This is a genomic window from Microtetraspora fusca, from assembly GCF_001570365.1.
Classification (GTDB): Bacteria; Actinomycetota; Actinomycetes; order Streptosporangiales; family Streptosporangiaceae; genus Microtetraspora; species Microtetraspora fusca.
In genome coordinates this window covers 81,751-101,040 of record NZ_BBYK01000048.1, presented here as the reverse complement: position 1 = coordinate 101,040, position 19,290 = coordinate 81,751, and the positions used below count along the sequence as shown (strand labels likewise).

Below are 19,290 nucleotides of genomic sequence, written 5' to 3'. Positions count from 1 at the left end.
GCGCGTATGAAGTACGGCAGAGCGCCATCGCCCTGGCCATGCCCGGGCCGGCGGCGACCTGGGAGCGCGACCGGTGACCGTTCAGTGGCCCGCTTCCAGCTCGGACAGCAACTCGGTCCATCGCCGGCCGATGACGTCCGGGTCGTACTGTCTCGATGTGGTCAGCGCGGCGGTTCCCATCATGCGGCGCTCGCTCTCGTCGTCGATGAGGAGGCCGAGCGTCGCGGCCAGCGCGGCGACGTCCCTTCGGGGGACCAGGAGCCCGTCGTGGCCGTGGGTGACGATCTCGCCGGGGCCGTGCGGGCAGTCGAAGGCGACCACGGGCACGCCCTTGCTCAGCGCCTCCAGGATCGCCATCGGGAATCCCTCGCGGCGCGAGCTGAGCACGAAGATCGAGGCGTCGTCGAGTTCGGCGCCGACGTCGCGCGAGGGACCGGGGAACTCGACCGAGCAGGCCAGCCCGAGCTCGCCGACCAGCTTGAGCAGCCGGGCGCGCTCGGGCCCTGAGCCGACGATGCGCAGCATCCAGCCGGGACGTACGGCGCTGACCCGTTCCCAGGCGTGCAGCAGCAGGTCGAAGCCCTTGACCTTGACCAGGCGGCCGATCGCGATGACGGTCTTGGCGTTCAGGGGAGAGGGACCGCCGGTGAGGGGCGGCGCGGCGTTGGGGATGCGCAGCAGGTGCCGGGGCGCCCGGGGGCCCAGCGCCGCCCGGTAGGCGCCCAGGTCGGTCTCGGTCAGGGTGACCAGCGCGTCGAGCCTGCCGTACCTGCGGGAGATCATCTCCCGGACAGAGGGCTTGTGCGAGCCGAAGCCGACGTGCTCCTGCCCGATCGTGATCACGCCGGGCGGAGCCAGCATGGCGGCGGCCAGGTTGAGCCCGGGGCGCGTGGTGATCAGGACGCCGGTGCGCAGCCCGCGCAGGAAACGCAGCAGGGCCAGGTCGGTGCGCAGGTCGAACCTGTCGTACGCGGCCTCGTCCGGCGGGATGAGACGGCTGCGCAGCAGGCGTGCGAGCCGCGGACCACGGGGGCGGCGGCCCACGCGGTCGTCCAGGAAGGTGACGCGGACGCCGGGCGGCACCGGGAAGAAGGGCTCCGGCTTGGTCCGGACGACGCTGACGATCTCCACATCGTGCTCGGCCGCCAGGGTGCCCGCGAGGTTGAAGACGGTCCTGATGGTCCCGCCCATGCCGTGGGCGTGCAGCAGGAGGATCTTCACCTGGCGGGTGTCGGGCGGGCCGGTACGGCGTGCCCTGCGGCGGTTGTCCGCGCGCAGCAGGAGCACGCCGAGCCTCCGCGCGTGGGCGGCGATGTGGATGGTGGCCGGGGTGAGGATGATCGAGCCCAGGGTGTCGGTGGGATAGTGCGCTCCGAGGTAGACCCTGGCGAACATCTGGCCGGCCACCAGCACGCCGCCCGCCGCCACGACAGGCCAGACGAAACGGGACTTCCTGGCCAGCAGTGCCACGGCGATCGCGATCGACAGGGTCAGGCACACGTGACCGCTGGGAAAGCTGTCGGGGCCCAGTTCCCGCACCAGGGCGTGGACCGCCGGTGGCCGGGGACGGGTGACGATGGCCTTGACCGGCGCGCTCACGCCCCACCCGGCGGCGATCACCAGCAGCATGCCTCCGGCGGCGCGCGTCCGACCGGAGAGGGCGACACCCACGACGAGGAGGGCGGAGAGGGCCGTGCCGACGACTGTGCCGAAACCCACGTCCAGGACCTGCGCCAGTGCGGTCAGCCAGGGGCCGCGTAGGGACTGCACCGCCTGGCTCACGCGCGTGTCCGCCGCGGTCCACGCGGGCGTGCGCGCGGCGAAGCCGACGACCACCCCCAGGCCCAGGAACGCGGCGGAGACCGGCGTCGGGACTGTCGTTCTGCTGCCTGATCGCATGACCGCACGCTATGGAGGGACATCTCAGCGCCCGCTCAGCACTCGGTTAGCGCGGCGCTTACCTTCGCGCGCGCGTGGCCATGTGCGGATCCGGGTTTCGGAGCAGGATTAACCTCGCGTTATGGCTGGCCGAACCTGCCGCTATCCCACGTTTCCGCAGACTGAGGGGGTCAGTACGACGTCAATGCATCGGAGATATTTCAATGCGTAGGTCTGTGACCATCCCCGGGCTCGCCGCCGTGGCCGTCCTCGTGGCGGGCGGCGGAGCTGCCGCCGCGTACGCCTCCTCCACCGACCAGAGCCCCGCCCCCGTCCAGTCCTCCGCCGCCCCTGCCGACCAGGACTCCAAGTCCGAGGTCGCCCCGCCCGCAGAGAACGCGGAGAACGCGGAGCCCGACGAGGGCACCGAGGAGGACGAGCAGGGCCAGAGGGCCGGGGCCGAGGACGGTCAGGACGACAAGGGGCGGGAGGCCGGGTCCGAACCCCAGGAAGGCAAGCAGGGCCAGGCGGGCGACCAGCACGAGCAGGAGAGCAAGGGCGACGCCGGCGAGCCCGAGGACGGCTGAGCCAGGCGCCGGGCAACCCGAGACTCGCCGTGCCCGGGTCCCCGGCTCGGTCCTGAGCGTACGGCTCCGCCTCGGGGCCGCTCCGCCTCGGGGCCGCCCCGCCACGTTGGGCAGCTCACTTACGAACGTAGGAGGGTGGCATCGGTGACTCCTCCGCTCCCTGAAGGGAGCGGCTTCTCGCTTCCCTCGGCCGAGGTAGGCGACGGACAAGCCCTGCCCGTTTCGAACAACAGAACCATATCAAGGAAGCGATTCCCTGCCGGGTAAACCCGGCAGTCCCCTCGCTAGATCTGATGGGGCCCTCGCGATCTTGAGCGCTCTTTGATCCGGCATCAACTCGGCCTCGATCACCCCCTTGGACATCCGCCGACGTGATCGGCTCGGAGATGTTCTGGGGGAATACCGAGGCGTGGCTTTGACCGCTTACTACTACTCGTACGAGTAGTATCTGCTCTTGGCTGGTGCTCCTGAGGCGCCAGTGACCGTGTCCCTTTCCTGTCTGGAGCGTGCGCATGGTGTCCATTTCTGCCCCACCTCGGCGACGGCAGATGGCAAACAAGGTGCCCCTGGTCACAGCGACCTTCTGGGTCATCAAGATCCTCTCGACCACGGTAGGCGAGACGTTCGCGGACTACCTCACGGTCAATGTCGGGCTCGGCCCGGTGCTGACCGATGGTCTGGTGTTCGTCGTCCTGGCGGCGGCTCTGGTCCTGCAGACGTCCTCCCGCCGCTACACCCCGTGGATCTACTGGCTGTCCGTGGTCTTGGTGAGCATCTCGGGAACGCAGATCACCGACTTCCTCACCGACACGCTCGGGATCAGCCTGTACGTCAGCACGACGCTGTTCGCGGTGCTTCTGGCCGTGGTCTTCGCCGTCTGGTACCGGCAGGAGATGACGCTGTCGATCACCGCGATCAACACGCCTCGGCGGGAGGCGTTCTACTGGGCAGCCATTCTGACCACGTTCGCGCTCGGCACCGCGGCAGGCGACCTGGCCACCGAGGCGTTGAGCCTCGGCTTCCGCAACGGCGCGCTGCTGTTCGGCGGCGCCTTCCTCGTCACGCTGATGCTCTGGCGGGTCGAGGCCTGGCAGGTGCCGGCGTTCTGGGCCGCCTACATTCTGACCCGCCCACTGGGCGCCGCGGTCGGTGACCTGCTGACCCAGGACCACTCGCTCGGTGGTTTCGGCCTGGGCGCGACCAGGACCAGCATGCTGTTCTTCGCCGTCATCGTCGTGCTGGTCGCCCGCGAGCAGGTGGCCGCGACCAGGGCCCGCCGTGCGGGCTCGCACGCCGAGGGCAAGTCGAGCAGGGCGAGCCTGGGCCGGCCCGCGGACCTGGTGTGGGCGGCCACCGGCATCGTGGTCGTCGTCGGGATCGGCAGTTGGATGTCAGCAGGCGCCGCGGCCCAACCGGCTGGTTCCCCGGCGACGGTGAAGCAGGTGTCGAGTTCCAAGCTCGGGGACCTGTCTTCCTTCGCCGTCATCATCGACGACGTCAACGCTCTCACCGTCAAGGGTGACCTGGCCGGGGCGAAGGCTCGGATCAAGGATCTCGAGGTGGCCTGGGACGCCGCCGAGGCTGGTCTCAAGCCCCGCTCGCCGGGTGACTGGCACGCCCTGGACGGTGCGATCGACGGGGCGCTGACCGCGTTGCGGGCCGACTCCCCGAGCCAGGCGCGATGCGGAGCGGCGATGAGGACCCTCGAGAAGACCCTGAAACACCTGCAGGCCTGAGCCCCGCACTTCGACGCCACGAGCTACGATTGGCGTCTGTAGTAGACCTGGGGGTGGGAATGACCAAGTCGCCGCGAAGGTCAGGCAGGCGTTCCCCGGGCGTCCTGGAGCAGGAGATCCTGGACTGCCTGACCGAGGCCGGTCGACCGCTGACCCCTGGCGAGGTGCAGACCCAGCTAGGTGGCGAACTCGCCTACACCACCGTCATGACCACCCTCGCCCGGCTGCACAAGCGAGGGCTGGCCGAGCGCGAGCCCGCCGGCCGCGCCTACGCCTACCGGGTGGCCTCCGACGCTGAGGCGGCGCAGTCCATCGCCGTGGCCGCGCAGATGAGTCGCCTGCTCGGGAAGGGCAGTGACCGTGCCGGTGTTCTCGCTCACTTCGTCGCTGACCTCGGTCCCGAGGACGAGCGGCTGCTCACCGAGCTGCTGCGCGGCCTCGAAGACGGTCGCCAGAGGCGGGGGAGTGCCCGCCGGACAACGGACGAGTGAGCGGTGGCGTGGCTGGTGTGGTCGCCACTGGCGGCCAATCTCGTGCTCGGCCTTCTCGGTCCGTGGATCGCGCGATCTCTGCCGCCCGGGATGGCCGTCCGGCTGGTCCCGATCGCGATGGTGGTCGTGGCCATGGGCACGGGGACGGTGCTGGCCACGCTCGGGTTCCTGTCATTCGCCCAGGTACCTGAGGTGGCGCGGCTCGGCAGCTGGTCCGCGAGCCGGCTCGGCGCCGAACAGCCGTGGCCGGTGGCGGCCGAGGCGATGGCCGGGACAGGCGCCGCACTGCTGCTCGCCGCGGGTTTCCACACGACGGCGCGGATGGTTCGCGAGCTGTTCAGAGTCGCGGGTACGGCCCGGCGGCTGGTACCGGGCCCCGACGGCGTGGTCATCGTGCCCGGTGCCGTGCCGGACGCCTACACGCTTCCAGCCCTGCCCGGGACTCCCGCACGTGTTGTCGTGACGACCGCCATGCTGCACGCTCTGGACGGTGAGGAAAGCCGTGTACTGCTCGCCCATGAGGCAGCTCACGTCTCCGGCCGGCACCACCTCTACGTCCAGGCGGCGCACCTCGCCTCCGCGACCAACCCCCTCCTGCGCCCCACCGCCCGCGCGGTGCGGTTCGCGGTCGAGCGAGCCGCCGACGAAGCCGCGGCGCGCCGGCTCGGCAACCGCCGGCTGGTCGCCCGCGCGCTGGCCCGCGCGGCACTTGCCAAGGCCGCCGCACTACGCGCCGACGACCTCGACGAAGGATCCACCGGCACCGCCTCCGTCAGCCTCTCGGCCACCGGTGGACACGTCGCCCAGCGTGCGGCCGCCCTGCTGGAACCGGCACCACGCCCGCGCCGCGCCATCGCCGTCGGTCTGCTGGCACTGACCACCATCACCCTCCTGGGTTCCTCGGTGGCTGTGGACCAACTCGACGATCGGCTCGACCAAGCCGAGCTGCCCGCGCCAGTCCTGTCATCCTCCCCGTACGGGGGTTCTCAGACGATCGCATCCGTCCTGTCAGGCCCATGACACTCGAGCGATCGTTTTCTGCGATGAAGTGACCCTGGGCAGCGGAGCGGTGGGGGACGATACACGACCGGGGGAGCGGGCCTGGTTCCTGCCCGACCTGGACGCCCTGATCGAGCGGCGGTCCGTACGCGCGGGGTAGGGTCCTCAGCGGCGGCGGCCGGGAACGAGCGGCACGGCCGGCAGCGGCGCCAAGGCGGCGACGGCGTAGACCGCCGGCCAGGAGTGAGCCAAATCGGACGATGTCCCCGGCGTCGCGCGCGTTGTAGCGTGATCACGGGGTGCTCGACGAGTCCCGGCCCGCGCGGTGGCCGGCCGGGTTCACCGTCGCCGAGGCCGGCCCCGGCGAGACCGCCGAGGTGTCCGTGGAGATCCCGCGCCACGCGGCTGAGGTCTGGGGCACGGACGGATGGCGCCTGGTCTCCGGGGACTACGTGCTCCGGACCGGGCATTCACTCGACGACATCCGCCTCACCACCGACCTGACTCTGTAGGAGAGCGCGGCTGTCATGCGACCCTCCGTACGGCGCGGCCCGCGTGGCCGTACAGGGCGCGGCCCTGGCCGTCGTCGCCGAGGAAGGCGACCGCGGTGTGCTCACCCGCCGTCAGCAGCGTGTCGCCGCGGTAGGCGAGTAACTCGACCGGTTCGGGCGCGCCGAGCAGGACGCTCCCGGCTCCGATCGGTTTGATCGTCATCCAGAGCCGGCCGGAGGCGTCCTGCTCGACCGTGGTCTCGGCGACGTCGTTGGCGTACACGCCGACGTAGCGCCAGGCGTCGACGACCCGGGGATCGGCGGCGGGCGCGGGCCGGGGCGGCGGGATGATCCCCGCCAGCTCCGCCAGGACCCCTCCGACGACCTCCTCGTAGACGTGTGCCGGGTCGCCGCCGTTGGTGAGCAGCGCGACCGCGATCCCCCGTTCCGGCACGACGCGCAGGTAGGCGTTCTGGCCGACGGTGCCGCCGTTGTGCCCGATGAGCGTCCCGCCGTGCCGGCCGTACAGCGCCCAGCCGAGGCCGCGCGCGTCCCCCGGGCAGCCCAGGTCGGGCTGCTCGACCTGGACCGAGCGCATCAGCCGCGCCCCCGCGCGCGACAGCACGCGGGTGCCGTCGTCGGCGAGTCCGTCACGAAGGTGCATGCGGACGAAGGTCAGCAGGTCCCGCGCGCGCATGGCCAGCACCGAACCCGCAGGGGCCTCCAGCCTGCCGGGAGCGTAGTGCGGTGCCGGTTCGCCCCCGATATGCCCGACCGCCGTCCGGCGCATGACCGCCTCCCACGGGGTCGGCGCGGCGTGCGTGATCCCGAGCGGCGCGAGCAGGTGCTCGCGCAGGCACTGGTCGTACGGCCGGCCGCGCAGCACCTCCACCAGCCGGCCGAGGACGACGTAGCCGAGGTTGTTGTAGGAGAACATCAGACCGGGCGGGAAGATCTGGCCGACCCCGCCGAGCCCGTCGACGAACGCCGCCAGCGCCTGGTCGCCCCACTCCACAGGGGGGACGACGTCGCCGTCGAAGCCGGCGGTGTGGGCGGCGAGGTGCCGGGCGGTGACCGTGCGGGCGGCGCTCTCGTCGCGCAGGCGGAAGCCGGGAAGGTACTCGCGGACCGGCGCGTCGAGGTCGAGCCGCCCCTCGTCCACGAGCTGCATCGCCAGGGTGGCGGTCCAGATCTTGGTGATGGACCCGATCTGGAAGATCGAGTCGGTGGTGGCGGCGACGCCGGTGGCGGCGTTCAGCACGCCCGCGGCGTGTTCCACGATCTCGTCGCCGACGAGCACCGCGAGGCCGGCTCCGGGCACGCCGCACGCCGCGAGCAGCCCGGGCAGCCGATCGGCGAGGCGGTCGGCGAGGGACTCGAGAGCGGACATCAGTGCTCCTCCCGAGTGACCCAGTCGATGACCCTGCGGTTGTAGTCGGCGCGGTGCGAGGGCCGGCCGGTGAGGAGGAATTCGTGCGCGGCGCCCGGATAGAGGACCAGACGCGTGGGCACGCGGCGTTCGCGCAACGCGGCGAACCACTGCTGGGACTGGCCGATGGGGCAGCGCAGGTCGGCCACGCCCTGGAGGAGCAGCGTCGGTGTGCGCACCTCGCCGACCCGGGTGAGGGGCGACTGGGCGACGTAACGCTCGGGCGCCGCCCACGGCTCGGCGGCCAGCTCGCGCACCCCGATGTGGTGGCCGAGGTCGGCGGTGCCGACCATCGCGGTGACGTCGCTGACCGGCGCGCCCGCGACGGCCGCGGCGAAGCGGTCGTCGTGCGCGGTCAGGTAGCAGGTCATGTAACCCCCGTAGCTGTAGCCGGTGACGGCCAGCCGCGCCGGGTCGGCCAGGCCGTCGCGGACCAGTTCGTCGAGAGGGTCGAGGAAGTCGCGCGCGTCCGCCTCGCCCCAGGCGCCGTAGGTGGCGGTGTAGAAGGCCTCGCCGTACCCGTCGCTGCCGCGCGTGTTGAGCACGAGCACGCTCCAGCCCCGCGCGGCGAGCACCTGGTGGTAGAGGCGCGCCGGATCGGCCGACCCGCTCCAGGCGTTGTGTGGGCCGCCGTGGATGTCCAGCAGCAGCGGCTGCGGCCCGCTCGCGCCGGGGGCGCGCAGCAGCCAGCCGTGCACGGTCGTGCCGTCGGCGACGGTGAAGACGCGCTCCCGGTACGGCAGCAGCGGCCGGGCGCCGCTGTACAGCGTCCGCGTGCCGCCGTCCGGTTCGACGCGGACCAGGTCGCCGAAGCTGGTGGGGGTGGACCGGACGGCCACGAGTATGCCGTCCGGCGCGAGGGCCGCCTCGGAGACGACGTGGCCGGCTTCGCCGAGCACCCGTCGTGCCGGGCCGCCGCTCAGATCGACCCGGTAGAGGTCGGTACGGCCCGCGTCGCGCACGCAGAACAGGACGGCGCGCCCATCCCCGGTGACCTGGGGCCTGGCCCCCGGGTAGCCGGTCTCGCCGGGCATGACGTTGCGGTCGAGCCCGGCCGCGAGATCGACGACCGGGCCGCCGTCGAGCGGGGCCAGCAGCAGGCCCGCGTGCCCGGCACGGGTGTCCCGGCGGCCCACGATCAGCAGCGCGCGGCCGTCGGGCGTCCAGGTCGCCGGTCCCGCCGAGCCGTCGAGGACCACCCGGTCCGCGCCGGTCTCCAGGTCGAGGACGTAGGCGGCCAGGTTGCCGGTGAGGTCGGTGTCGTCGTCGAGCGCGGCGGGGAAGGCCAGGCGCGTGCCGTCGGGGGACCACGCGGGATCGCCCGTGTGCCGATGTCGCGTGGTCACCTGGGTGACCTCTCCGGTGGTCAGGTCGAGCACATGCACCTGGGTGGTCACCGAGCGCAGCAGTCCGGCCCCGTCGGCCTGGTAGTCGAGCCTGTCGATCTCGATCGGGGCGTCGAGGTCGATCGGGCCGGAGGAGACGGGGGCGGTGAACGCGATCGCGGTGCCGTCCGGGCTCCAGCGGGGCGGGCCCGCGCCGAGCGGCAGCGCGGTGACCCGCTCCGCCGCCTCTTCGGGAACGGCGTCGCCGCGCATCGGCAGCAGCCATATCTGCGCCGGGCCGTCGGCGGCGCGGAGGAAGGCGATCGTGCGCCCGTCCGGGGACCAGGCGGGCGCCCGGTCCGCGGGCCCGGAGGTCAGCGGCCCTTCGGCGCGCCACAGTGCCGTGACGTCTCTGTCGGCGTCGCGGTCGGCGCGGCGCAGCACGAAGACGACCTCTCCGGACGGGGAGACGGCCGGCTGCTGGGGAAGCGCGATGTCGTACAGGTCGTCGATCCGTAGATGGGTCACGCCGTCGCCTCCTTCGTGAAGCGGCCGAGCGGCCAGACGACCAGTTCGCCGCCCGCGCCGTCCGCGTCGAGGAGGAACTCGGCCCACATGCCGGCCTGCCCCTCGACGTCGAAGACCAGGCCGCGCCGGGGTTTCAGCACCGCGCTCGGCCGGTTGACCACCGAGACGCGCAGCGCGCCGTCGACCAGCTCGACCAGCACCCTGGCCGGCCCCATCCGGTACGACCCCGTCAAGGAGGCGAGGGTGTCCGGCGCGACCTCCTGCGCGACCCGGACGAATTCGATCGGCTCGACGTTGGGTTCGAACAGGACCGACACGGAGCGGACGTTCCCCTCGAAGTCGGCGTTCCAGCAGGCGGGGAAGGTCTGATCCAGGGTGTCCAGGTGAAGTTCGAACGCCTCCCGGTTGACGTGCCGCGTGGCGAGGGGGAGATCGCGGAGGGCGACGGCGAGGCCGTCCGGACCCGCGGTCACGTGCAGCGAGCCGTAGGCGGGATGGGCGTACTCGCCCGCGTACTCCTCCCACGGATGGCCGGGCGGCGCTCCCGCCGACAGCTCACGCCGCCGCGCCGCCGCCAGCCCGCGTCCCTCGGTCGCCGCGGCGTACATCTCGCGGTAGCGGTCGCCCCACGGGAGCGGGTCGAGACCGAGCAACTCGTCGTACACCCGGAACGCGACGATGTCGCGCAGTGGATTGAAGTCGCCGTTGGTGAGCACGACGACGCCGATGCCCTCCTCGGGCATGAGGCTGACGACGGCGCTGTAGCCGTAGACGTTGCCGCCGTGCTGGACGACCCGCCGGCCGCGGTAGATATCGACGTGCCAGCCGAGCGCGTAGCCCATGGGACGCAGCTCGTCCCACGGGATCGGCGGGGGCGGCACCAGCATGGCCGGGCGGTGCAGCTCGCGCAGCGTCGCGTCCGACACGACGCCGCCGTCCAGGTTGGCCCGCAGCCAGGCCGCCATGTCGGCGGCGGAGGAGATGATGCTGCCCGACGCGCCGCACAGGTCCTGGTCGCGGCGCGGCATCGGCCCGCCGTCGAGGAGGCCGCCGCTCAGCCGACCGGAGGCGAGCGCCTCGTCCGAGGTGAGGAAGGTGCCGGACATGCCGAGCGGCCGGAGCACCCGGGCGCGCACGGCGTCCTCCCACGTCCCGCCGTGGAGGTGCGCGACGACCTCGCCCGCCGCCAGATACATGAGGTTGGAATACTGCCACTCCTGCCGGATGGGCCGGCTCGGCCGGAGGTGGCGCAGGCCCCGCATCACGTCCGCCCTGGTGGCCTCGCGGTTGCCGTACCAGACCTGGTCGTGGCGGGGCAGCCCCGAGCGGTGGCACAGCAGGTCGCGCATGGTGAGCTGCTCGGTGGCCGCCCGGTCCCACATCCGGAAGCCGGGCAGATACTCGCGCACGGGCACGTCCCAGGCCAGCAACCCCTCGTCGACGAGCGAGCCCGCGGCGGTGGCGGTGAACGCCTTGGTCACCGAGCCGATCGGGAAGTGGGTGGCGGCGGTGATTCCCGGACCGAAGCCGTGCTCCAGTACGGTCTCACCGGCCCGTACGACGGCGACGCCGGCGCCCGGCACTCCGCAGCGCTCGCGTTCGTCCTCGATGGCCCGCAGCAGGTCGTCCATCTCAGATCACCCACTGCCCGTGGCGCAGGACCGGCACGGCCTGCCCGGTCGCGGTCACCGCGTCCACCTCGACGTCGCGCTCGCCGATCACCAGGTCCATGTGGATCGTGCTGACGTTGGCGTGCTCGCGATCCGGATCGCCCACCGTGTACGGATAGTGGGTGCCCATCGCGATGTGGCATCCGGCGTTCTCGTCCAGGAGGACCGCGCCTGTGGGGGCGAGGCGCCCGCATCTGCCGCCGCTGGCGACGAGCGCCACCTCGCCGAGCCGGGAGGCTCCCGGGTCGCGCTCGAACTGGCGGCGGATCGCCTCGACGTCGCCCTTTCCCTCGACCGCGACCAGACGTCCGTCGTCGTAGCGCAGGGTCAGCTCGTCGACCCGGCTGCCGTCGTGCAGCAGCCGGGGGCGCCGCAGTGTGGCGACGCCCGAGGTACGGCGCGGGTCGGGCGCGGTGTAGACCTCCTCGGAGGGCAGGTTGGCGTGGTACGTGGCACCGCCCGCCGAGGTCTCACCGATGGCCGCCCACCGGGACGTGGGGAACAGGCCGACGGTCAGATCGGTGCCGGGGCCGCGGAAGCGCACCGCGTCCCAGCGGCCGGCGTTGGCCAGGTCGGCGATCCGCCGCAGCTCGGCCGTGCGCACACGCCAGGCCGCCGCCGGATCGGGCTCGTCCAGGCGGCAGGCGTAGGCCACGTCGTCCCACAGGGCGGCCAGGGCGGTGCCGGGGTCGGCCGCGGGCCGGAGCGCGCGTGCCCATTCCTGGGTGGGGCCGGGCACCATGCACCAGGCGATCGCCTGCCGCTGGGCCAGCGCCATCATCTCCGGCAGGATCCGGTCGTGGGCGAGCGTCGAGCGGAGCGGGTCCACGCCCTCGGCGAGCGCGGGATCGGTCGGCGCGACCAGGTGGATCGCCGCGGCGCCGCTCTCGGCCAGCTCGGCCACCCGCCCGGTCAGCCATCCCGGGGTGAATGTCAGGTTCTCGCCCGTCAGCAGCCTGGAGCGGCGCACGCGCGGGTCGAAGTACTGGACGTCCACGTACGCGGCGCCGGCCCCGTAGGCGACGTCCGCGACCGCGCGGGCCAGGCTCTCCTGGCCGACCAGGGCGTCCACCGCGAGGATCTGCCCCGGCCTGAGGGCGACGCCGAAGCCGACGGCCAGCTCGGCGAGCCTGTATTCGAGAGTCGTCATCGTCAACGCCCTTCGTAGTGGGGGGTCCGGCCATCGAGGAAGGCCAGGGTCCCTTCCCGCAGGTCCCGGCTTCGCAGGCAGGCCAGCATCCCTTCGGTCTCCCGGGTCATCACCTGGGCGAGATCCAGACCCCAGGTGTCGCGCAGCAGGTGCTTGGCCAGACGCAGCGACCCCGGCGCGTTGGCGGCGATGTCGGCGGCCAGGGCCTCGACGGTCGAGGCGAGGTCGGCGTCCGGGCAGACCCCCTGGACCAGGCCGATGCGACCCGCCTCCGCCGCCTGGACCAGGCGTCCGGTCAGGACCAGGTCGTTCGCGCGGCTCAGGCCCACGATCCGGGGGAGCAGCCACATGACTCCGTTGGTCTGGAACATGGCTCTGCGCGCCTCGGGGAAGCCGATCGCGGCGCTCTCCGCGGCGACGCGCAGGTCGCAGGCGAGCGCCAGCTCGGCGCCCAGCCCCACGGCGACGCCGTTCAGCGCGGCGATCGTCACCTGGGGGAGCGCGAGTAGCGCGCGGGTGAGGTCCTGCAGCTCCTCGATGCCCTGCCTGAGCTGGTCGTCGGAGGCCTCCTCGTTCTGTAGCCGCCCGCCCAGCTCGCGCAGGTCCTGCCCCGCGGAGAAGGCCCGGCCCGCGCCGGTGAGGACGACGACCCGGACGTGGTCGTCGGTGCGCACGGCGTCGAGGACGGAGGCGAGCTCGGCCCGTGTCTGCGCCCTGAACGCGTTGAGCACATCGGGCCGGGAGACCTGGACGGTGACGACCGGCCCGTGTCCGCGCACGCTCAGATCGGCGAGGGGGATGTCGGTGAGAACCATGCGGTGAAGGTAATCGATCGATTGATTACCTGACAAGGCTTCGCTTTATCAGGCACTCTCTTGACTAATCGATCGATCGACTGCCAGCATGGCGCAATGGTGACGACGGGTGAGCGGGTCGAACGGGCCGCGCTGGAACTGTTCGCGGAAAAGGGCTTCGCAGCCACGGGCATCCGGGAGATCGCTGAGCGTGCCGGGGTCTCCAGCGGCGCCCTGTACCACTACATGGGCACCAAGGAAGACCTGCTGGCGCAGGTGATGAACCGCGGCAACGCCCGGCTGCTCCACCTCGCCGAGGCCGCCCTCGCGGGGGCGGCCGGTCCGGCCGAGCGTCTGGCCCGGCTGGTGGCGGTCCACGTCTACGTGCACGCCCACGCGCAGCTCGACGCCCTGGTGATCGACAGCGAGCTGAGATCGCTCGGTGAGGAGGCCAGGAGCCGGGTCATGGAACTGCGCGACCGCTACGAGCTGCTGTGGCGCAACGCGCTGTCGGAGGGCCGAGCCGCCGGCGCGTTCCGCTTCAACGAGCTGGGCATCGCCAGGCTGGCGCTGCTGGAGATGTGCACCGGCGTGGCCCGCTGGTACTCGCCTCGCGGGCCGGTCGACGACCGCACGCTCGGAGAGACGTTCGTCGACATGGCGTTCGGCCTGATCAACGCATGCGGGCCGGACGACCGCCGGCTCACCCACGCCGACGTCGCCATCCCCGACCTGAACGGCCTGGCCGCCGACATCGCGGAGGAACTGGCGAAGGTCGGCGAGACCACAGGAGGGTGGAGTGAGACCTAGCCCCGACACGACCCCGCGCCCGCGCTCGGCGGCCGAGACCGCCGAGCGGGTACGCCGCGGACACGTCCGCGCGATCGACGTCGTCGACGCCGCGCTCGCCGCGGTCGAGGCCGACGAGCACAACGCCTTCGTGCACGTGGACCCCGACGGCGCCCGCCGCGCGGCGGCCGAGATCGACGCCCTGGTGGCGGCCGGCAAGGACCCCGGCCCGCTCGCCGGAGTGCCGTTCGGCGTGAAGGACCTGGAGGACTGCGCGGGCATGCCGACCAGGGCCGGATCGCTGCTGTTCACCCACGCGCCGCCCGCCGACGCCGACAGCCCGCTCGTACGGCGGCTGCGCCGGGCGGGCGCGATCCCGATCGGCAAGACCGCGACCGCCGAGTTCGGGTTCGACTCGGCGACCTCGACCCGGGCGCACGGCCCGACGCGTAACCCCTGGTCGCCCGCGCTCACCCCCGGCGGCAGCTCGGGCGGCTCCGCCGCCGCGGTCGCGGCCGGACTGGTTCCGCTCGCCACGGCCGGTGACGGCGGAGGCTCGATCCGCGAACCGGCCGCCTTCTGCGGCCTGGTCGGGCTCAAACCGACCCACGGCCGTGTGCCGCGCCGCACCTCCCACCTGTTCTCCACGCCGGGCGTGCTCGCCGCGAGCGTGGCCGACACCGCGCTGGCCCTGGAGGCGGCCGCGGGTGACAGTCCCGGCGACCGCTGGTCGCTGCCGCACCGGCCGGGCGCCTTCGCCGTACGGCTGCCGCCGCCGGGGCTGCGGGCCAGATTCTCCGCCGACATGGGCTTCGCGCCGGTCGATCCGGAGGTCGTCGAAGTCGCCAGGGAAGGCGCTCGCCGGCTCGCCGCGCTCGCCGGGTTCCATCTGGACGAACGGCCGCTCACGCTGCCGGACGCCCGACCGCCCTGGCTGGTTCTCGCCTGCGTCGAACTCCGGCGCGAGCTCGGCCTGCTCGGACCGTGGCCGGACGTCCTCGACCTGCTGTGCCCGACGACCGTCCAGGGCGCGCTGCGCGGCGAGCAGATCACCGCCGCCGAGCACGCCGCGGCGCTGGCCGCCTGCGCCGACCTCGAGGCCGCGATGGCGGCCGTGCTGGCCGAGACCGACCTGCTCATCACCCCCTCAACCGCCTGCCCGCCGTTCGCCGCGGAAGGCCCCATCCCCACCGTGATCGACGGCCGCGACGCCGGAGTGTCAGGCGCGGAGCCGTTCGGACCGATCGCCAACCTCACCGGTGTACCCGCCGTCTCGATCCCCGCCGGATTGACCCGCGACGGACTCCCCGTGGGCATGCAGGTGATCGCCGCCCGATTCCACGACGATCTGCTGCTCGGCCTGGCCGCCGTGGCCGAACGCGCCGCCTTCCTGCCGGCCCGCGCCCGCGGCTAGCCGCTCCTCACCGCCCGCCCTGAGCGTCACGCCCCGGCGTGAGCCTGCCCCCCCAACGGGCATCAGCACGCCCGTCAACGATCGGAGAAGTGAGATGCCGCCATCGATCGGTGAAGTCATCCGCACCGCCGCCGCCCGCCACCCCGCCCGCGAGGCGCTCGTCCACGGCGCCGGCCGGTGGACCTGGCACGACCTCGACACCGAGATCGACCGCTGGGCCGGCGCGCTCCGCGACGCCGGGGTGCGCGCCGGGGACAGGGTCGCGGTCGCCTCCCACCCCGAGCCGCGCTTCCTGTTCGCCTTCCTGGCCGCGGCCCGGCTGGGCGCCGTATTCCAGGGCCTCAACCCCAGGAGCCGCCCCGACGAACTCCGTTATCTGCTGGCCGACAGCGAGCCCCGCGTGGTGCTCGATCCCGCGGCGCTCCTCGGCGATGCCGCCCTGGAACAGGGCACGCTCGGCGGAGACGAGTTGCGCCGGGCGCTGCGCGTCGCCACGCCGCTCGCCGCGGACCCCGTCGTGGATCCCGGCTCCGCCGCGCTCATCGTCTACACCTCGGGCTCGACCGGCAGGCCCAAAGGCGCCCTGCTCTCGCACACGTCGCTGATCACCACCGCGCGGATCCAGGGCGAGCGGACCTTCACCGGCGGCGCGCCGTCGATGCTGTGCAACCTGCCGATCAACCACGTCGGCTCGGTGGGCAACATCTGCATGACGGTCCTGGTCGCCGGCGGACGCCTGGTCTTCCAGGACCTCTACGACCCGCGCGAGGCGCTGGCGCTGCTGGAGCGCGAGCGTGTGGAGTACTGGGGCGCGGTGCCGACCATGCTGCAGCTCAGCGTCGCCACCGACCTGTGGGAGCGGGCCGACCTGTCGCACCTGAAAGCGATCCTCTGGAGCGGCGGCGCGGCCTCCCCGGCGCTGGTGAGCGAGCTGCGGCGACGGTGTGACCGGCTGGTGATGAGCTACGGCAGCACCGAGACCGTCGGCGAGGTGTGCTTCGCCGATCCCGACGCCGACGACGACGTGCTGACCCGCACGATCGGCCGCCCGGCGGCCGAGTACGAGATCAGGATCCTCGGCGAGGACGGCGCCGACGCGCCCGACGGCGAGCCCGGCGAGATCGTCGTACGCGGCGCGTGCCGGGCCCTGGGCTACTGGCGCAACCCGGGGGCCACCGCCCGTCTCATCGACCCGGACGGCTGGCTGCACACCGGCGACCTCGCGGTGCGGCGGCCCGACGGCAACCTCGAACTCGTCGGACGCACCCACGAGACGTTCAAGTCCGGCGGCTACAACGTCTACCCCCGCGAGATAGAGATCGCGCTGGAATCCCACCCCGCGGTCCAGGCCGCCGCGGTGCTCGGCGTCCCCGACGACCTGTACGGGCAGGTCGGGCACGCCTGGGTCCAGGCCTCCGGCGGCGCGACCGACCCCGACGAGCTGATCGCCCATCTGCGGGAGCGGCTGGCCCGATACAAGGTGCCCAAGCGCCTCACGATCGTCTCCGAGCTGCCGCTGCTCGGGATCGGCAAGGTCGACAAGCGCGCGCTCGCCGGCCGCTAGCCACCTCCCTCCCCCCTCTCACGCCCTGGAGGAGCGATGAGATCCTTCCGCATGCCCGCGGCCCTCGCGGTCGCCGCGACCCTCGGGCTCGCCGCCTGCGGCGGCGCCGGCGGTCAGCACCGTGCGACCGGCGGCACCTTCACCATGGCCGTCGGCACCGACCTGGGCAATCTCGACCCATACCAGACGACGATGTCGCTGACCAGGCTGATCGGAACGTTCCTGTACGACCGCCTGGTCGCCGTCGACGCCGACGGTGAGGCGCGTCCGCACCTGGCCACCACCTGGCGGGCCGACGCCAGGAGCGCCGCCTTCACGCTGCGCAAGGGCGTCACCTGCGCCGACGGTGCCCCGCTGACCGCCTCCGACATCGCCGCCGCGCTGAACTACGTGGCCGACCCCGCCCACTCCTCGCCCCTGCTCGGCCTGTGGGTCCAACCGGGGACCCGGGCGAGCGCGGACGACGCCGCCGGCACCGTGACCGTGACCAGCGGCCGGCCCGACCCCTTCCTGGTGAACAACCTGGGATCGGTCCCGATCGTGTGCCGGTCGGCGCTGGCCGACCCCCGGCAGCGCGCCGCGGGCAAGGGCGGGACCGGGCTCTACACGGTCACCGAGATCGTCGGCGGCGACCACTACACGCTCACCCGGCGCAAGGACTACGCGTGGGCGCCGGACATCGGGACCGGCGGGAGCAGGCGGCACCCCGACACCGTCGTCGCCCGCGTGGTGATCAGCGAGACCACCGCCGCCAACATGCTGCTGTCCGGGCAGCTCAACTTCGCCGCCGTCTTCGGCGCCGACCGCCGCCGCCTGGAGGCGCGAAAGCTGTTCAAAGCCGAGTCCGTCGCCCCCGCCGCCGAGCTGTACTTCAACCAGACCAAGGGCCACCCCGGAGCCGACCTCCGGGTGCGCCAGGCCGTCGTCCGGGCGCTCGACCTCGCCATGGTCGGCAAGGTCGCCACCGGCGGCATGGGCACCCCGATGACCCAGATCCTGGCCTCCTCCAACGGCCGGCCCGTCTGCGCCGCCGACACCGTCACCGGCAACGTCCCGGCCTTCGACCTCGCCGCCGCCACGAGCGCGCTCGACCGGGCGGGCTGGAAGCCGGGGCCCGACGGGGTACGCGTGAAGGACGGCGTCCGGCTGTCGTTCACGCTTCCGTTCGTCACGTCGCCCGGCAACGGCACGGCGGCGGCCGAACTCATGCAGCAGCAGCTCAAGGCCGCCGGAGTCGAACTGCTGCCCAAGGGCGGCAACCAGATCGCGATCAACGAGGCCATGGCGAACGGTTCGTGGGACCTGCTGGCGATGCCCATCGTGTGGCACCTGCCCACCCAGATGATCCCGTGGTTCTCCGGCAAGACCTTCCCGGAAGGCGGCAGCAACCTCGCTGGCACCCGCAACCAGGCGTACGAGGAGCTGGCGGCCAAGGCGTCCGGCATGCCGGGCAAGCAGGGGTGCGCGCTGTGGAACCAGGCCGAAACCGCCCTGATCCGCAACCTCGACATTGTGCCGTTCCAGCAGATCGCCCAGCCCGTGTACGGCAACGGCGCGAGGTTCCGGTTGGACCTGCTGCCCTTCACGATCGAGATGGACACCGCCTGACATGCGCGTACTGATCTCCGCCGACATGGAAGGCGTGGCCGGTGTGGCCGACGCGGCGGACGTCCGCCCCGGCGAGCCCGAGTACGAACGCCACCGTCGCCAGCTCACCGCCGAGGTGAACGCCGCCGTCAGGGGAGTGCTGGCCCGTCACCCCGGCGCGACCGTCACCGTCACCGAGGCCCACGCGGCCTTCCGCAACCTGCTCCTTCCCGACCTCGACCCCCGCGCCAGGGTCCTGCGCGGCCGGCCCAAGACGTACGGCATGCTGGCCGGCCTCGAACGGGGCGCCGACGCCGTGATCTTCCTCGGCTACCACGCCAAGGCGGGCACCGCCGGAGCGGTCCTGGCCCACACGGTGAGCGGCGCGGTGATCGCCGACGTCCGCTGTCAGGGACGCTCCCTCGGCGAGATCGGGCTCAACGCCGCGCTGGCCGCCCACCTGGGAGCCGCGCCGGTCCTGGTCACCGGTGACGACCTGACCGTGCGGGAGGCCGCTCAGACGATCCCCGGCGTGCACACGGTGGAGGTGAAACGGGCACTGGGCGCCTCGGCCGCCGACAGCCTGCATCCCGTACGCGCGTGCGAACTGATCGAGGATGCCGTGCCCGCCGCGCTGGACGCGCGCGCCGAGGTGCGCCCGCCCCGCTTCACCGGGCCGGTCGAGCTGGAGATCGACGTGCACCGTACCGCGACGGCCGATCACGCGCTGCTCGTGCCCGGGATGCGGAGGACCGGCGGCACCACGCTGTGCTACCCGGCCCCCGACTACCCGACCGCCTACCGCCTGGTCGAGCTCGTCGCCACGCTCGGCCTGGCCGCCTCGTGAACGGGAGGTCT

General features: G+C 72.8%; 16 protein-coding genes. 10 read left to right on the top strand and 6 right to left on the bottom strand.

The annotated features are described in order from the left end of the window. Positions 1 to 81 precede the first annotated feature (81 nt). A complete protein-coding gene (locus AWQ68_RS40950) occupies positions 82 to 1,899 on the bottom strand; it encodes a glycosyltransferase (RefSeq protein ID WP_084464141.1) in 1,818 nt (605 codons plus the stop codon). A 203-nt stretch (positions 1,900 to 2,102) separates the two neighbouring features. Between AWQ68_RS40950 and AWQ68_RS18165 the strand changes: the two genes are divergently transcribed. The 5 genes from AWQ68_RS18165 to AWQ68_RS18145 all read left to right on the top strand — a co-directional run bounded on the left by AWQ68_RS18165 (position 2,103) and on the right by AWQ68_RS18145 (position 6,203). Further along, positions 2,103 to 2,465: a hypothetical protein gene (locus tag AWQ68_RS18165; protein WP_157545421.1), complete on the top strand. Its 363-nt coding sequence runs from the start codon at positions 2,103 to 2,105 to the stop codon at positions 2,463 to 2,465. 548 nt (positions 2,466 to 3,013) lie between these two features. Continuing rightward, positions 3,014 to 4,201: a COG4705 family protein gene (locus tag AWQ68_RS18160; RefSeq protein WP_084464140.1), complete on the top strand. Its 1,188-nt coding sequence runs from the start codon at positions 3,014 to 3,016 to the stop codon at positions 4,199 to 4,201. 59 nt (positions 4,202 to 4,260) lie between these two features. Continuing rightward, positions 4,261 to 4,692 (top strand): BlaI/MecI/CopY family transcriptional regulator, encoded by a 432-nt coding sequence (locus AWQ68_RS18155; protein ID WP_066941891.1) that lies wholly within the window; start codon positions 4,261 to 4,263, stop codon positions 4,690 to 4,692. A gap of 3 nt (positions 4,693 to 4,695) precedes the next feature. Next, positions 4,696 to 5,712, top strand: coding sequence for a M48 family metalloprotease (locus tag AWQ68_RS18150; protein ID WP_066941889.1), 1,017 nt, complete (start codon positions 4,696 to 4,698; stop codon positions 5,710 to 5,712). 278 nt (positions 5,713 to 5,990) lie between these two features. Beyond that, a complete protein-coding gene (locus AWQ68_RS18145) occupies positions 5,991 to 6,203 on the top strand; it encodes a fibronectin type III-like domain-contianing protein (RefSeq protein ID WP_066941887.1) in 213 nt (70 codons plus the stop codon). 13 nt (positions 6,204 to 6,216) lie between these two features. Here AWQ68_RS18145 and AWQ68_RS18140 read toward each other — a convergent pair whose 3' ends face one another. Genes AWQ68_RS18140 through AWQ68_RS18120 form a run of 5 tightly spaced genes read right to left on the bottom strand, consistent with a single transcriptional unit; the run spans position 6,217 to position 13,099 of the window. Further along, positions 6,217 to 7,572, bottom strand: coding sequence for a serine hydrolase domain-containing protein (locus AWQ68_RS18140; RefSeq protein WP_066941885.1), 1,356 nt, complete (start codon positions 7,570 to 7,572; stop codon positions 6,217 to 6,219). After that, positions 7,572 to 9,464 carry a S9 family peptidase gene (locus AWQ68_RS42540; protein WP_066941883.1) on the bottom strand — a complete coding sequence of 631 codons (1,893 nt, stop codon included), beginning with the start codon at positions 9,462 to 9,464 and terminating at the stop codon, positions 7,572 to 7,574. Before AWQ68_RS42540 ends, AWQ68_RS18140 begins: the two co-directional genes overlap by 1 nt. Further along, positions 9,461 to 11,095, bottom strand: coding sequence for a serine hydrolase (locus tag AWQ68_RS18130; RefSeq protein WP_066941882.1), 1,635 nt, complete (start codon positions 11,093 to 11,095; stop codon positions 9,461 to 9,463). Before AWQ68_RS18130 ends, AWQ68_RS42540 begins: the two co-directional genes overlap by 4 nt. A 1-nt stretch (position 11,096) precedes the next feature. Further along, on the bottom strand, positions 11,097 to 12,284 hold the full coding sequence (locus AWQ68_RS18125; protein ID WP_066941880.1) for an aminopeptidase: 1,188 nt from the start codon (positions 12,282 to 12,284) through the stop codon (positions 11,097 to 11,099). A 2-nt stretch (positions 12,285 to 12,286) separates the two neighbouring features. Continuing rightward, a complete protein-coding gene (locus AWQ68_RS18120) occupies positions 12,287 to 13,099 on the bottom strand; it encodes an enoyl-CoA hydratase/isomerase family protein (RefSeq protein ID WP_084464139.1) in 813 nt (270 codons plus the stop codon). A 96-nt stretch (positions 13,100 to 13,195) separates the two neighbouring features. Between AWQ68_RS18120 and AWQ68_RS18115 the strand changes: the two genes are divergently transcribed. The 5 genes from AWQ68_RS18115 to AWQ68_RS44270 all read left to right on the top strand — a co-directional run bounded on the left by AWQ68_RS18115 (position 13,196) and on the right by AWQ68_RS44270 (position 19,279). Continuing rightward, complete coding sequence (locus tag AWQ68_RS18115; protein ID WP_066941878.1) at positions 13,196 to 13,888, top strand: TetR/AcrR family transcriptional regulator; 693 nt, start codon at positions 13,196 to 13,198, stop codon at positions 13,886 to 13,888. After that, on the top strand, positions 13,878 to 15,281 hold the full coding sequence (locus AWQ68_RS18110; RefSeq protein WP_066941876.1) for an amidase: 1,404 nt from the start codon (positions 13,878 to 13,880) through the stop codon (positions 15,279 to 15,281). Before AWQ68_RS18115 ends, AWQ68_RS18110 begins: the two co-directional genes overlap by 11 nt. Positions 15,282 to 15,375: 94 nt before the next feature. Next, on the top strand, positions 15,376 to 16,845 hold the full coding sequence (locus AWQ68_RS18105; protein ID WP_066941874.1) for a class I adenylate-forming enzyme family protein: 1,470 nt from the start codon (positions 15,376 to 15,378) through the stop codon (positions 16,843 to 16,845). Between the two features lie 36 nt (positions 16,846 to 16,881). Then, on the top strand, positions 16,882 to 18,453 hold the full coding sequence (locus AWQ68_RS18100; RefSeq protein ID WP_066941872.1) for an ABC transporter substrate-binding protein: 1,572 nt from the start codon (positions 16,882 to 16,884) through the stop codon (positions 18,451 to 18,453). A gap of 1 nt (position 18,454) precedes the next feature. Then, the gene (locus AWQ68_RS44270) at positions 18,455 to 19,279 is read left to right on the top strand and encodes a M55 family metallopeptidase (RefSeq protein ID WP_066941870.1); all 825 of its coding nucleotides are present in this window, start codon (positions 18,455 to 18,457) and stop codon (positions 19,277 to 19,279) included. Positions 19,280 to 19,290: the final 11 nt, after the last annotated feature.

Bases quoted from the DNA above. Each gene is read 5' to 3' on its own strand.
- AWQ68_RS18160 (WP_084464140.1), top strand. From the start codon at position 3,014: ATGGCAAACAAGGTGCCCCTGGTCACAGCGACCTTCTGGGTCATCAAG.
- AWQ68_RS18105 (WP_066941874.1), top strand. From the start codon at position 15,376: ATGCCGCCATCGATCGGTGAAGTCATCCGCACCGCCGCCGCCCGCCAC.
- AWQ68_RS18115 (WP_066941878.1), top strand. From the start codon at position 13,196: ATGGTGACGACGGGTGAGCGGGTCGAACGGGCCGCGCTGGAACTGTTC.
- AWQ68_RS18100 (WP_066941872.1), top strand. From the start codon at position 16,882: ATGAGATCCTTCCGCATGCCCGCGGCCCTCGCGGTCGCCGCGACCCTC.
- AWQ68_RS44270 (WP_066941870.1), top strand. From the start codon at position 18,455: ATGCGCGTACTGATCTCCGCCGACATGGAAGGCGTGGCCGGTGTGGCC.
- AWQ68_RS18120 (WP_084464139.1), bottom strand. From the start codon at position 13,099: ATGGTTCTCACCGACATCCCCCTCGCCGATCTGAGCGTGCGCGGACAC.
- AWQ68_RS18125 (WP_066941880.1), bottom strand. From the start codon at position 12,284: ATGACGACTCTCGAATACAGGCTCGCCGAGCTGGCCGTCGGCTTCGGC.
- AWQ68_RS18155 (WP_066941891.1), top strand. From the start codon at position 4,261: ATGACCAAGTCGCCGCGAAGGTCAGGCAGGCGTTCCCCGGGCGTCCTG.
- AWQ68_RS18130 (WP_066941882.1), bottom strand. From the start codon at position 11,095: ATGGACGACCTGCTGCGGGCCATCGAGGACGAACGCGAGCGCTGCGGA.
- AWQ68_RS18165 (WP_157545421.1), top strand. From the start codon at position 2,103: ATGCGTAGGTCTGTGACCATCCCCGGGCTCGCCGCCGTGGCCGTCCTC.
- AWQ68_RS18140 (WP_066941885.1), bottom strand. From the start codon at position 7,572: ATGTCCGCTCTCGAGTCCCTCGCCGACCGCCTCGCCGATCGGCTGCCC.
- AWQ68_RS40950 (WP_084464141.1), bottom strand. From the start codon at position 1,899: ATGCGATCAGGCAGCAGAACGACAGTCCCGACGCCGGTCTCCGCCGCG.